This window comes from Streptomyces achromogenes, from assembly GCF_030816715.1.
GTDB classification, from domain to species: Bacteria; Actinomycetota; Actinomycetes; order Streptomycetales; family Streptomycetaceae; genus Streptomyces; species Streptomyces achromogenes_A.
The window spans coordinates 3,169,001-3,182,523 of the sequence record NZ_JAUSYH010000001.1; the positions used below are offsets into that span (position 1 = coordinate 3,169,001).

Genomic DNA, 13,523 nt, shown 5'->3' on the forward strand with positions numbered 1-13,523 from the left:
GGCGAACTTGTCCCGATTTGTCGACAGGCGTGTAACGGCGGTTAATCGGCCTGCTCGGTGCGGAATCCCCGTTGCATGAACCACAACACCCCGCTCCCCCGCGTCCCCTCGGCGTCCCCCCGCCCCGTCCGCCGCCGCCTCTCCGACGTCCACCGCCGCGTCGCCACCGCCGCCCGCCTCCGCTCGCAGGGTGTGGCGGCCGCCGAGGCCGACGAGCAGTGCCGTCCCGGCGGGCCCTGGCAGCAGGTGCTGCCCGGCGTGTACCTGCTCCACCCGGGACCGCCCACCAGCGAGGAGCGGCTGCACGCGGTGCTGATGTACGCGGCCCGCCAGACCTCCACGCCCGGGGTGCCGTCCCAGCCCGCCTCGGGGGACCCGCACCGGCCGGTGTACCGGGACGCGATGATCACGGGTCTGGCGGCACTGAACCTGCACGGTCTGGCATCCGCCCCGCCGCTGACGTCGCTGGAGCACGTCGACGTCCTGGTGCCGCGGCTGCGCCGGCTGCGCTCGACGGGCTGCGCGCACGTCGTCCGCACGGCCTCGCTGCCGGCTCCCGAGCAGGCGACCGGGGTCCCGGTGGCGCCGGTGCCGCGCGCCCTGGCCGACGCGGTGGCCGGGCTGACGGACGCGGGCCTGGTGCGGCGGCTGCTGTCGGAGGCGGTGCGCGGGGGTCACTGCGAACCGGCGTCCGTGGTGCGGGAGCTGAACGACGCCAAGCTGCTGAGCCGGCCGCATGTGGTGGACGCCGTCGACGCGTTGCTCGCGGAGGGACGCGCGATCGCGGAGGAGCGCCTGTACGCGATGGTGCGCGAGCACGGCCTGCCCGACCCGGTGTGGAACGTGGACCTGCGCCTGCCCGGCGGCCCCCGCCTCGGAGGCCTGGACGCCTACTGGCCGGACCAGGCGGTGGCCGTGGAGCTTGACACCCGGGCCCCGCGCCAGGACGACGACGCGCTGTGGTCCGAGTACGCGCGCAAGCGGGAACACCTGGAGCGTCTGGGCATCACCGTCGTGTACGTCACGCCGAGGAAGCTGCGGGACGCGAGCGAGCAGCAGGCGGCGGTGATCCGCACGGCCCTGATGGCATCGGGCGACCGCGACCCGGCCGCGTATGTCGTGGTGCTTCCCCGGCATTGAAGCCCCTCTGGTGAAGGAGGGGATTCCTGGTTCGGGCAGCCTGGCGGAACAGCGTTCCGCCAGGCTGCCCGCAGTGTCGGCAACCAGCCGGGTCGAGGCCGGCCCGGACGCCGTGCGCCCTGCGCAGCGGCTCGAGGTGCACCCCGGGGTCGCCGCCGGCCGGAGCGGCGACGGGCCCTCGGCCGCCCTCTCATTCCGCGGGCGGCACGGCTTCCTTCGGCGGCACTGCCTCCCCGGACGCCACAGCCTCCCCCGATGCCACGCCCTCCCCGGGCGCGATGACCTGCTCGGACCGCGCGGCTTCCTCGGACGGCGCGGCGCTCCGGCCGTTCGCCGGGCGTTGCCGCCACAGTGCCAGCCGCGGTGTCGACCAGGCGGACCCGGGTGAGGGAGGCGACGGCGTCCAGGTCGTGCCAGGCGGCCATGTCGGTGGAGCCGTTCACCTCGTGGCGCAGCTCCCCGCCGACGACCCGCCCCTCGTAGAGGACGCGGACGGCGTGATGGTCCACGGGGCCCCGCAGGCCCTCGCGGCGGAAGGTGTGGCGGGCGGAGTCGATGCCGAGCAGGCCGGTCACCTCGACGCGGTAGCCGGTCTCCTCGTCGAGCTCGCGCACGACGGTGTCGAGGGGGTCCTCGCCGTGTTCCATACCGCCGCCGGGGAGCACCCACTCAGGGGTGCCGTCGGGAGCCGGCGAGCGGGCGAGCAGCAACCGGCCGTCGCGGACGCAGACGGCGTAGGCCGCCACCCTCAACCTCTTGCGCATACCGGGACGGTAGCCGGACCCGTCCGCCCGGGCAGGGGTTTTCCGGTCCCACAGCCGCCGGACAGCCAGCGCACAGTCGGCTCGTAGAGGGTTTTCCCCATGCATCCATATCGATTCGGTCAACTCTCCCCAAACAACTGACTCTTAGGCAAAGCTTTGCGGTCATCCGGGAGCGCATTCCGGAGGACCGTGATCAGGCAGGAACGGCCTGATCACGCGTCGCTCGTTCCTTTACCTACAAGGGATGCCGATGACCCTCACCCCCGAGCGTGAACCGATATCGGGCGCAAGACGCGTGGCCCGGATAGCCGTGGCCGCGGGCCTCGTGGCCGCGCTGTCCGCGGCCGGACCGATACCCATGGCCTTCTCCGCCGACGCCGGCCAGACCCCCGCCGCGGCAGACCCTGGCGTGAAGTCCGCCCACGACAAGCTCGGCTCCGACGACGCCGACCTCCTCGCCGAGGCCAAGGCCGCCGGCGACAAGAACGTCACGCTGATGGTCGCGACCGCCCCCGGCCAGACCGAGCAGGTCGCCGAGGAGCTGGACGCGGTCAAGGGCGGCTCCGTGGGCCAGTCCTACGACAAGCTCGGCTACGTCCGCGCCACCGTCCCGACCGGCAAGGCCGACTCCGCGATCGCCGCGGCCGCCAAGCTGTCCTCGGTGCACGCCATCGACCTGCGCCAGGACATCGTCCTCGACGACCCGGCGCCCAGCGCGGACACCGCCAAGGCCGGCAGGTCCGCCGCGAAGACGAAGACCTACCCGGCGCCGAGCCGGAAGACGCCCGCCGAGAACCCGTACAACCCGTCCTTCGAGACGGGCGCCGTCGACTTCGTGAAGAAGAACCCGAAGGCGGACGGCCGCGGCGTCACCATCGGCATCCTCGACTCCGGCGTGGACCTCGGCCACCCCGCGCTGCAGAAGACCACCACGGGCGAGCGCAAGATCGTCGACTGGGTGACGGCCACCGACCCGATCCTCGACAGCGACGCCTCCTGGCGCCCGATGACGACCTCCGTGTCCGGCCCCAGCTTCGCCTTCGGCGGCCGCACCTGGACCGCGAAGCCCGGCTCGTACCAGGTCAACCTGTTCCGCGAGTCCGCCACCGCCGGCGGCGACGCCAAGGGCGACGTCAACCGCGACGGCGACACCACCGACGTGTGGGGTGTCCTGTACGACGCGGCCGCCGGCACCGTCACCGTCGACGTGAACAACAACGGCGACTTCGGCGACGACACCGCGATGAAGCCGTACAAGGACGGTTACCAGGTCGGCTACTTCGGCACCGACAACCCGGCGACCGACGTCGTCGAGCGCCAGCCGTTCGTCGTGCAGATCCGCAAGGACGTGCCGATGGACCCGTTCGGCGGCGACTGGGTCGGCAAGAAGGCCGACTTCGCCAACATCGGCCTCATCGCCAGCGAGCACGGCACCCACGTGGCCGGCATCACCGCCGCGAACGGCCTGTTCGGCGGCAACATGGACGGCGCCGCGCCCGGCGCGAAGCTCGTCTCCTCCCGCGCCTGCGTCTTCGGCCCGGGCTGCACCAACGTGGCCCTCACCGAGGGCATGATCGACCTGGTCGTCAACCGCGGCGTCGACATCGTCAACATGTCGATCGGCGGTCTGCCGGGTCTGAACGACGGCAACAACGCGCGCGCCGAGCTGTACACGCGCCTCATCGACACCTACGGCGTCCAGCTCGTGATCTCCGCGGGCAACGAGGGCCCCGGCGCGAACACCATCGGCGACCCCGGTCTGGCCGACAAGGTGATCTCGGTCGGCGCGGCCATCTCCAAGGAGACCTGGGCCGCCAACTACGGCTCGCAGGTGACGAAGAAGTACGCGCTGCTGCCGTTCTCCTCGCGCGGCCCGCGTGAGGACGGCGGCTTCACGCCGACGCTCGTCGCGCCCGGCGCCTCGATCAACACCACCCAGACCTGGCTGCCGGGCTCCCCGGTCGCCGACGCGGGCTACCCGCTGCCGGCCGGCTACTCCATGCTGCAGGGCACCTCGATGGCCTCCCCGCAGGCCGCGGGCGCCTCGGCGCTGCTGATCTCGGCCGCCAAGCAGCACAAGGTCGCGCTCACCCCGGCGATCCTGCGCACGGCGCTGACCTCGACCGCCCACCACATCAAGGGTGTGCAGGCGTACGAGGAGGGCGCGGGCGCCATCGACATCGTGGACGCCTGGAAGTCCATCAGGAAGGGCGCCACCGCCCACGACTACACCGTCAAGGCCCCGGTCGACACCGCGCTCGATCAGGCCCTGAAGACCCCGGGCTTCGGCACCGGCGTCTACGACCGCGAGAGCGGTCTGAAGGCCGGGCAGAAGAAGACGTACGACGTCACCATCACCCGTACGTCCGGCCCCGACAAGGCGGTCCGCCACGAGCTGGAGCTCGAGAACAACGCGGCCGGCACCTTCCGGATCGTCGGCGACGACGACGTGAAGCTGCCGCTGAACAAGCCGGTGACCGTCAGGATCCAGGCCAAGCCGAAGGCCGCGGGCATCGCCAGCGCCATCCTTACGGTCGACGACCCGAAGACCGAGGGCGTCGACAAGCAGATCCTCAACACGGTCGTCGTCTCGACGCCGGTGAAGCACACGTTCTCCGTGTCGAACACCGTGCAGCGCAACAGCTTCCAGTCGTACTTCCTGACCGTGCCCGAGGGCGCCAAGTCCTTCGAGGTCGCGATCGGCGGGCTGAAGGACAAGAGCCAGACCCGGTTCATCTCGATCCACCCGTACGGCGTCGCGGTCGAGGACAGCTCCACGATCTACTGCTACAGCAACTACCCCGACACCAACGGCTGCCGGCCGGACGCCCGTTCGTACCAGAACCCGCAGGCCGGGGTCTGGGAGATCGAGGTCGAGTCGCGCCGCACCTCGCCGCTGCTGGACAACCCGTACAAGCTGGACGCGACCGTCTACGGCGCCGCCTTCGACCCGGCGACCGTGACCGTGCCCGAGGCGAAGGTCGGCACCCCGGCCGCCGTCTCCTGGAAGGTCACGAACAACTTCGCCGCGATCGACGGCAAGCTGGCCGGCGGCCCGCTCGGCTCGTCCAAGGCGACCCGTCCGACCATCGCGAACGGCACGACCCAGACCACCACGGTCGAGGTTCCGGCCGGCGCCAAGTCGCTCGACGTCTCCATCGGCAACGTCTCGGACGCCTCCGCCGACCTGGACCTCACGGTCTTCGACGCGGCCGGCAACCAGGTCGCGCAGCAGGCCGACGGTGACTCGGAGGAGGCGGTCTCCATCCCGTCGCCGGCCGCCGGCACGTACACCATCGAGGTCGCCGGGTACTCCGTCCCGGCCGGCACGACGGCGTACGACTACCTGGACGTGTTCTTCTCGTCCTCCCTGGGCACCGTCGCCGTCGACGCGTCGACGCCGGTGAAGCTCGCCACGGGCGCCTCGGCGTCGGTCAAGGCGACCGTCACCGCCGCGGCCGCCGCGCCCGAGGGCCGGGCCTTCTTCGGCCAGGTCCAGCTGGTGAACGCGCGGGGCACCGTCGCGGGCTCCGGCAGCGTGGCGATCGAGAAGGTCACCCCGTAACACCGTGCACGGCAGTGGGGGCGGGCGTCCGAAAAGGGCGCCCGCCCCTCGCCGTTCCCGCCCTTTCCCCGTCGACCGGCCCTCCGCCGGGGCACGCGCCACACCCCGGGGCCCGTCCGGCGGCCCGTCTGTCCGGCGGATGCCGCCCGCCGTCGACCGGCCCCCGCCGGGGCACGCGCTGCGCGTCCCGCCCCTCCCGGCGGGCCGTCCGTCCGGCCGTCCGGTCACCCGGTCACCCGGACGGGGTTCCGTCGCAGGTGAGGCCTTCCGTCTCGGGCAGTGCACGGGCGAGCGCGGTCCGCTCGGGCGCGATGTCGGCCTCGCCGACCGCCCAGACGTCGGGCGTGGCCGACCCCGACCCCAGCGCGACCAGCACGTGGTCGCCCGCCGCCAGCAGCGGGTCCATGTCGTGCTCCATCTCGAAGCCCGCCTCGGGCGCGCTCACGGCCGGCCGGTACGCGTGCGTGACGCGCAGCGTGACGCGCTCGCGGGTCGTGCCGGGCAGCGGGCGGACGGCCGTCACCTCGCCCTCCACCACGAGCCGGGTGCAGACGAGGTACCCGGGGTCGCCGAGGGGGCTGCCCGAGTCCTCGGTGCCCTTCGCCCCCGATCCGTCGGCGCCCGCGCCCGCGTCGTTCGCGGCGCTCGCCTTCGAGTCGGCGCCGTCGGACGCCCCGTCCCCCACCTGGACGACCGCCCACCCGACCCCGAAGACCATCGCGCCGGCGGCGGCGACGCCCGCGGCCCGCAGCACGAGAGGCCGCAGCCGGGCCGCCGGCGTGGGCCGGGCCGGCGAGGGGAACCGGGACGCACGGGGCGGCCGGAGGCGCCGGAATGGCCCGGGCCGGTGGGCCGGGGCGGTCCGCTGCTCCGCCCGGACCTCCGGTTGCGCCGTGAGGGCGTCCGCGAGGACGCCGAGCTGTTCGCGCAGCAGCGCGAGGTCGGCCGTCGCCGAGCGGTGCTCCGCCATGAATGCGTCGTCCGCGCGGCTCTCCTCCGGCAGCGGCTCGTCGACGATCGCGGCCATCAGCGCGTCCAGACCGGCGCGGCCGTCGTGTTCCGCGGTCACGTCACACCACCTCGTCCTCGTGCAGGCGGGCGCGCAGGGCCCGGACCGCCGTGTGCAGACGGCTCTTGACGGTGCCCTCCGGAACGCCCAGCTCCCGGGCTATCGAACGCACCGGCAGGTCGGCGTAGAACCGGAGGACGAGGACCTGCCGCTGCGCGTCGGGCAGCTCGTCCAGACCCTGGGCGACGGCGAGGGAGAGCACGCTGGTGTCCTCGCCCGAGGCCGGCTCGTGCTGGCGCAGCGAGGCGAGCCGCTCCCCCAGCCGTTCCTGACGGCGCTTGGCGCGATGCCAGTCCATGGCCAGGTTGGAGGCCACGACCGCCGCCCACGCGGAGACGTCGCGCGGCGCCTCGTAACCCTTCGCCGCGCGTTCCAGCAACCGCAGGCGGACCTGCTGCACCCCGTCCGGCAGGTCCGCCTGCGGCACCCCGCCCAGTGCGAGCACCGCCCGCACCCGGCGTTCCTGCGCCGCGTCCAGGGGGTCGTCGCCGGACACGGTCCCGTCCCCCTGGACGCGGTGGGCTCTTCTGCGCAGCACAGCCACCCCTCCCTACCGCGTTTCCTCTACGACGCCGTGGGCCGCGGAAACGTTCGCCGGAGCCCTGGGGGATCTCGCAGAGGCGTACGTCACACCGGCGCGTGCGACAGCACAGCTTGCGGTGCGGAGTCGGCGCGGGGCGAATTCCTCCAGTTCAGCGGGGTGCGGGAGAGAGTTCCGCAACCGGCGTGCCCGGCGGGGCGTCCCAGCCCTCGGGCATGCGGGGCAAAGAATTGGACAGGCGGGCCGGGGTCGGCCGCATCATGGAACGGCCTCGGCCAGGCAACACGCACGTAAATGGGACGGACAGAGGGAGTCGCCGTGAGGGTCGGAATCGTCGGAGCCACCGGTCAGGTCGGCACGGTCATGCGCAGGATCCTCAAGGAGCGGGACTTCCCGGTCACGCAGCTGCGCCTGTTCGCGTCGGCCCGCTCGGCGGGGACGGTCCTGGACGGCGTGACGGTGGAGGACGCGGCGACGGCCGACTACGCGGACCTGGACATCGTCCTGTTCTCGGCGGGCGGCGCGACGTCGAAGGCGCTCGCGGAGAAGGTCGCCGCCCAGGGCGCGGTCGTGATCGACAACTCCTCCGCCTGGCGCAAGGACCCCGAGGTTCCGCTGGTCGTCTCCGAGGTGAACCCGCACGCGATCGCGAACCGCCCCAAGGGCATCATCGCCAACCCGAACTGCACCACGATGGCCGCGATGCCGGTGCTGAAGCCGCTGCACGCGGAGGCCGGACTGGAGGCGCTGGTGGTCGCCACGTACCAGGCGGTGTCCGGGTCGGGCGTGGCGGGCGTGGCGGAGCTGCACGGCCAGGCGCAGAAGGTGGGGCCGGAGGCCGACAAGCTGACCCACGACGGCGGCTCGGTCGACTTCCCCGAGCCGCAGGTCTACAAGCGCCCCATCGCCTTCAACGTCGTCCCGCTCGCCGGCTCGATCGTCGAGGACGGCCTGGGCGAGACGGACGAGGAGCAGAAGCTCCGCAACGAGTCCCGCAAGATCCTGGAGATCCCGGACCTCAGGGTCTCCGGCACCTGTGTCCGGGTCCCGGTGTTCTCCGGGCACTCCCTGCAGGTCAACGCCCGCTTCGCCCGCCCGCTGTCCGCGGAGCGCGCGACGGAGCTGCTGTCCGAGGCGGCCGGCGTGGTCCTCACCGACATCCCGACGCCGCTCGAGGCGGCCGGCAAGGACCCGTCCTTCGTGGGCCGCATCCGCCGGGACGAGACCGTCGAGCACGGCCTCGCCCTGTTCATCTCCAACGACAACCTGCGCAAGGGCGCCGCGCTGAACGCGGTGCAGATCGCGGAGCTGGTGGCGGACGAGCTCAGGTCCGCCTGACCTCGTAGAGGAAACAGCCGTACTCGACGGCCCGGACGTGGACGAACGCCACGGCCGGGTCGTCGAACGCTTCCCGGAACGCCGTGTCGAGCCCGCCTGCCCCGACGAGCGCGCCGCCCAGGATGCGGCCCTCGGGGGAGTACCGCCGCACGACCCGGTGAGCCTGCCCGAAGGGGTGACCGGCCCCGGCCCCCGAGGGCCCGGCTGCCGTGGACCCGGCTCCGGTGAAGCCACCCCCTGGGGCGCCGTCTCCCGTGAAGCCGGGGCAGGCCTCGGCGTGGACGAACACCGGCCCCTGTTCGTCGTAGGCCCCGGGCTCGGCCCCCGTCTCGGCCGCCCAGCGGCGCAGCGGCGCGTACGACACGAGCGCGATGCGCTCCCCCACGGCACTGCGCCGCAGACAGCACCGCAGCGGCGCATCGCCCTCGGCGTCCACGAACGGCGCCACCGGCCGCCCCGCGTCGTCCCGTCCCCGTACCTCACGCAGTGCGTTCGCGGACATCGCCCGCACCACGAACGCCTGCTCTGCCCGAGTTCCCGTCGCATTCACCATGCCCCCCACCCTCCTCCGGCGCGGGCAACCGGACCGGCGGATTTCGGACGTCGAAGTGGGGCGGGAACGGCGAAGACGGGCCGTCGGCGGCGGGCGGCGGAAGCGGGCGCCGCCCGCCCGGAAGGCCGTCGCCCGGGGCGGCCCTCCCGTGGAAGGATGACGCGACCGACACATATCGAGGAGATGACCGCGTGCCTGGCACAAACCTGACTCGCGAAGAGGCGCAGCAGCGGGCGAAGCTGCTCACCGTTGACTCGTACGAGGTCGATCTCGACCTCTCCGGCGCGCGGGAGGGCGGCACTTACCGGTCCGTGACCACCGTGCGCTTCGACGTGGCCGAAAAGGGTGCCGCGTCCTTCATCGACCTGGTGGCCCCGGCCGTCCACGAGGTGACGCTCAACGGGGAGGAGCTGGCCCCGGAAGAGGTGTTCCAGGACTCCCGGATCGCGCTGCCGGGCCTGCTGGAGGGGCGCAACGTCCTGCGGGTCGTGGCGGACTGCGCGTACACGAACACCGGTGAGGGTCTGCACCGGTTCGTCGACCCGGTCGACGAACAGACCTATCTCTACACCCAGTTCGAGGTGCCGGACGCCCGTCGAGTCTTCGCGTCCTTCGAGCAGCCCGACCTCAAGGCGACCTTCCAGTTCACCGTGAAGGCGCCGACCGGCTGGACCGTCGTCTCCAACTCCCCGACGCCGGAGCCCAAGGACGACGTCTGGGTGTTCGAGCCGACGCCGCGGATCTCCAGTTACATCACCGCGCTCGTCGTCGGCCCGTACCACAGCGTCCACAGCGTGTACGAGAAGGACGGGCAGTCTGTGCCGCTCGGCATCTACTGCCGGCCCTCGCTCGCCGAGTTCCTCGACTCGGACGCGATCTTCGAGGTCACCCGGCAGGGCTTCGACTGGTTCCAGGAGAAGTTCGACTACGCGTACCCGTTCCAGAAGTACGACCAGCTGTTCGTGCCGGAGTTCAACGCGGGCGCGATGGAGAACGCGGGCGCGGTCACCATCCGCGACCAGTACGTGTTCCGGTCCAAGGTGACCGACGCCGCGTACGAGCTGCGCGCGGAGACGATCCTGCACGAGCTGGCCCACATGTGGTTCGGCGACCTGGTCACCATGGAGTGGTGGAACGACCTGTGGCTGAACGAGTCGTTCGCCACCTACACCTCGATCGCCTGCCAGGCGTACGCGCCGGACTCGCGCTGGCCGCACTCGTGGACCACGTTCGCCAACTCCATGAAGACCTGGGCCTACCGCCAGGACCAGCTGCCCTCGACGCACCCGATCATGGCCGAGATCGGCGACCTGGACGACGTCCTGGTCAACTTCGACGGCATCACCTACGCCAAGGGCGCGTCCGTCCTGAAGCAGCTCGTGGCGTACGTCGGCATGGACGAGTTCTTCGCGGGCGTGCAGGCGTACTTCAAGCGGCACGCCTTCGGCAACACGCGGCTGTCCGACCTGCTCGGCGCGCTGGAGGAGACCTCCGGCCGCGACCTCGCCACCTGGTCGCAGAAGTGGCTGCAGACGGCCGGCATCAACGTCCTGCGGCCCGAGATCGAGACGGACGCCGAGGGCGTCATCACCTCGTTCGCCGTCCGTCAGGAGGCCCCGGCGCTCCCGGCCGGCGCGAAGGGCGAGCCGACCCTGCGTCCGCACCGGATCGCCGTCGGCCTGTACGGCCTCGACGGCGACAGCGGCAAGCTGCTGCGCGACGAGCGCGTGGAGCTGGACATCGACGGCGAGCTGACGGCCGTCCCGCAGCTGGTCGGCAAGCGCCGTCCGGACGTCGTCCTGCTCAACGACGACGACCTGTCGTACGCCAAGGTCCGCCTGGACGAGCAGTCGCTCGCCTTCGTCACCGAGCACCTCGGCGACTTCGAGGCGTCCCTGCCGCGCGCGCTGTGCTGGGCGTCGGCGTGGGACATGACCCGGGACGCCGAACTGCCCGCCCGCGACTACCTGTCCCTGGTGCTGTCCGGCATCGGCAAGGAGTCGGACATCGGCGTGGTCCAGTCGCTGCACCGTCAGGTCAAGCTCGCCGTCGACCTGTACGCCGACCCGACGGCCCGCGAGGCCCTGCTGACCCGCTGGACGGACGCCACGCTCGCCCATCTGCGGTCCGCCGCCGCGGGCAGCGACCACCAGCTGGCGTGGGCGCGCGCGTTCGCGGCCACCGCCCGCACGCCCGAGCAGCTGGACCTCCTGGATTCCCTGCTGGACGGTTCGCAGACGATCGAGGGCCTGGCCGTCGACACCGAGTTGCGCTGGGCCTTCGTGCAGCGGCTCGCGGCGGTCGGCCGGTTCGACGAGGCGGAGATCGCCGCCGAGTACGAGCGCGACCGCACGGCGGCCGGCGAGCGGCACGCGGCGAGCGCGCGGGCCGCGCGTCCGACGCCGGAGGCCAAGGCGGAGGCGTGGTCGCAGGTCGTCGAGGACGACAAGCTGCCCAACGCCCTGCAGGAGGCGGTCATCGGCGGCTTCGTCCAGACCGACCAGCGTGAGCTGCTCGCGCCGTACACCGACCGCTACTTCGAGGTCGTCAAGGGCATCTGGGAGTCCCGTTCGCACGAGATCGCCCAGCAGATCGCGGTCGGCCTCTACCCCGCGGTCCAGGTGTCCCAGGAGACCCTGGACAGCACGGACGCCTGGCTGGCCTCGGCCGAGCCGAACGCGGCCCTGCGCCGCCTCGTCTCCGAGTCCCGCTCCGGCGTGGAGCGCGCGCTGAAGGCCCAGGCGGCCGACGCGCGGTAGCCGCCAGCGGTACGGCGGACCGCGGCGCGTGCCGAACACGGCGCGTACGGGACGCAGCGCGCGCGTCGGCCGCTGACGACGGCGCGCGGACGACGGCGGGGGCGCCCGGTGAGATCACCGGGCGCCCCCGCCGCTTGCTCACCTCATCGCAGCGGATCTCACTTCCCCGCGGCCGTCCGCGCGGGTGGGCGGTCGGCGGCGGTCCCGAGGTCCTCGCGGGGGCGGGTCGCGGCCGGCGCGGCCGGCCGTCGCGGCGTCAGCTGTCCCGCCACCGTCGCGGAGAACGCCAGCGCCATGCCCGTCAGCTGCACGGGGGTCAGCGACTGGCCGAGCGCGGCCCAGCCGACGACAGCCGCGGTCAGCGGCGAGAGCGGGGCGAGGAAGGTGACCTGGGTGGCGCTGAGGCGGCCGATGCCGCGGAACCAGAGCCAGTACGAGACGGCCGTGTTCGCCAGGGCGAGGTAGAAATAGCCGGCGACCGCACGGCCGTCCAGCGCGGGCGGGGCGCCCTCGACGAACAGGGCGAGCGGGGCGATGAGCAGACCGCCCGCGGTCAGCTGCCAGCCGGTGAGGGCGAGCGGGCCGACCCCCTCGGGACGGCCCCACTTCTTCGTCAACACCGTGCCGGCCGACATCGAGGCCGTGGAGGCGAGCGCGGCGACCACCCCGAGCGCGTCCGGCGCCCCGGCCGCCTTCAGCACGACGAGGCTGACGCCGAACACGGCCGCCACGCCGGTGAGCAGGGTGCGCGTGGTGGGCCGCTGCCTCAGCAGCACCGCCGACAGGCCGACCACGAACAGCGGGCCGACCGAGCTGACGATGGCCGCCATGCCGCCGGGCAGCCGGTAGGCGGCGAGGAAGAGGAGGGGGAAGAAGGCGCCGATGTTCAGCGCGCCGAGCACCGCGGCCTTCCCCCACCAGACCCCGCGCGGCAGCACCCTGCCGAGCGCGAGCAGCAGCAGCCCGGCGGGCAGCGCCCGCATCAGGCCGGTGAACAGGGGGCGGTCGGCCGGGAGGAACTCGGAGGTGACGGCGTAGGTGGTGCCCCAGGAGACCGGGGCGAGGGCGGTGAGCAGGACGGTCGCTGACCTCTTCATGCAAATAACTTAGCACTAAGCTACTTACTTGCAAGCCGCTTGTCGGTCATTCGCTAGTTCGCAAGCCACTTTCTTGCGGGTCACCGAGGACGGGCGGATACTCAGCCCATGAGCAGCCAGCGCCCCACGCCCGCAGACCCCTCGCGCAGGGACCCCTCACGCAAGGACCCCTCGCGCAGGGACCCCTCGCGCAGGGACCCCGTCGACGCGATCGCGGAGCAGTGGGCGACGGTGCGGCCGGATCTCGACACCTCCGCCATGGAGGTGTTCGGCCGCATCGGCCGGATCGCCCGCGCGATGGGCGACCGCATGGAACAGGTGTACGCGGCACTGGGCATCGCCCGCGGCGAGTTCGACGTCCTCGCCACTCTGCGCCGCTCCGGCGAGCCCTACACCCTCTCGCCGCGCCAGCTGTCGGCGACGCTGATGCTGACCACCGGCGGTATGACCGGCCGCCTCGACAAGCTGGAACGGGCCGGGTTGCTGCGCCGCTCCCCCGACCCGCACGACCGCCGCGGCCTCCAGGTGACGCTGACCGAGCACGGGCTGGAACTCGCCGACCGTGCCGTCGGCGCGGGCCTCGCCGTCCAGACGGACGCCCTCGCCGCGGCCCTGAACGCCGAACAGGCCGGCCGACTGGCCGACCTGCTACGGGAGTTGCTGCTGTCCACGGAGACCCCCCGAAGCTGACGACGTC

Annotated in this window: 9 protein-coding genes and 1 pseudogene; 5 read left to right on the forward strand and 5 right to left on the reverse strand. The window is 72.7% G+C overall.

All coding sequences use genetic code 11. The features are described from left to right. Window positions 1-75: 75 nt before the first annotated feature. Window positions 76-1,140 (forward strand): hypothetical protein, encoded by a 1,065-nt coding sequence (locus QF032_RS14245; protein ID WP_307056145.1) that lies wholly within the window; start codon window positions 76-78, stop codon window positions 1,138-1,140. A 310-nt stretch (window positions 1,141-1,450) separates the two neighbouring features. On the opposite strand, the pseudogene QF032_RS14250 reads toward QF032_RS14245, so the two are convergent. After that, window positions 1,451-1,904, reverse strand: a pseudogene (locus QF032_RS14250) (NUDIX hydrolase); the annotation flags it as partial. 250 nt (window positions 1,905-2,154) lie between these two features. Here QF032_RS14250 and QF032_RS14255 point away from each other — a divergent pair. Beyond that, window positions 2,155-5,469 (forward strand): S8 family serine peptidase, encoded by a 3,315-nt coding sequence (locus tag QF032_RS14255; protein ID WP_307056146.1) that lies wholly within the window; start codon window positions 2,155-2,157, stop codon window positions 5,467-5,469. 232 nt (window positions 5,470-5,701) lie between these two features. On the opposite strand, the gene QF032_RS14260 is transcribed toward QF032_RS14255, so the two are convergent. Next, complete coding sequence (locus tag QF032_RS14260; RefSeq protein ID WP_307056147.1) at window positions 5,702-6,538, reverse strand: hypothetical protein; 837 nt, start codon at window positions 6,536-6,538, stop codon at window positions 5,702-5,704. Between the two features lies 1 nt (window position 6,539). Then, window positions 6,540-7,082, reverse strand: a complete 543-nt coding sequence (locus tag QF032_RS14265; protein ID WP_307042973.1) for a sigma-70 family RNA polymerase sigma factor — start codon at window positions 7,080-7,082, stop codon at window positions 6,540-6,542. Between the two features lie 315 nt (window positions 7,083-7,397). On the opposite strand from QF032_RS14265, the gene QF032_RS14270 reads away from it, so the two are divergent. Then, window positions 7,398-8,417, forward strand: coding sequence for an aspartate-semialdehyde dehydrogenase (locus tag QF032_RS14270; protein ID WP_306952272.1), 1,020 nt, complete (start codon window positions 7,398-7,400; stop codon window positions 8,415-8,417). Here QF032_RS14270 and QF032_RS14275 read toward each other — a convergent pair. After that, the gene (locus QF032_RS14275; RefSeq protein ID WP_373430338.1) at window positions 8,404-8,970 is read right to left on the reverse strand and encodes a DUF1203 domain-containing protein; all 567 of its coding nucleotides are present in this window, start codon (window positions 8,968-8,970) and stop codon (window positions 8,404-8,406) included. The genes QF032_RS14270 and QF032_RS14275 overlap by 14 nt on opposite strands. Window positions 8,971-9,161: 191 nt before the next feature. On the opposite strand from QF032_RS14275, the gene pepN reads away from it, so the two are divergent. Beyond that, window positions 9,162-11,729, forward strand: coding sequence for an aminopeptidase N (gene pepN, locus QF032_RS14280; protein ID WP_306952271.1), 2,568 nt, complete (start codon window positions 9,162-9,164; stop codon window positions 11,727-11,729). A gap of 158 nt (window positions 11,730-11,887) precedes the next feature. Here pepN and QF032_RS14285 read toward each other — a convergent pair whose 3' ends face one another. Next, entirely contained in the window at window positions 11,888-12,826 is a 939-nt protein-coding gene (locus QF032_RS14285) for an EamA family transporter (RefSeq protein ID WP_307056148.1), read from the reverse strand. Between the two features lie 108 nt (window positions 12,827-12,934). Between QF032_RS14285 and QF032_RS14290 the strand changes: the two genes are divergently transcribed. Continuing rightward, the gene (locus QF032_RS14290; RefSeq protein ID WP_307056149.1) at window positions 12,935-13,516 is read left to right on the forward strand and encodes a MarR family winged helix-turn-helix transcriptional regulator; all 582 of its coding nucleotides are present in this window, start codon (window positions 12,935-12,937) and stop codon (window positions 13,514-13,516) included. Window positions 13,517-13,523: the final 7 nt, after the last annotated feature.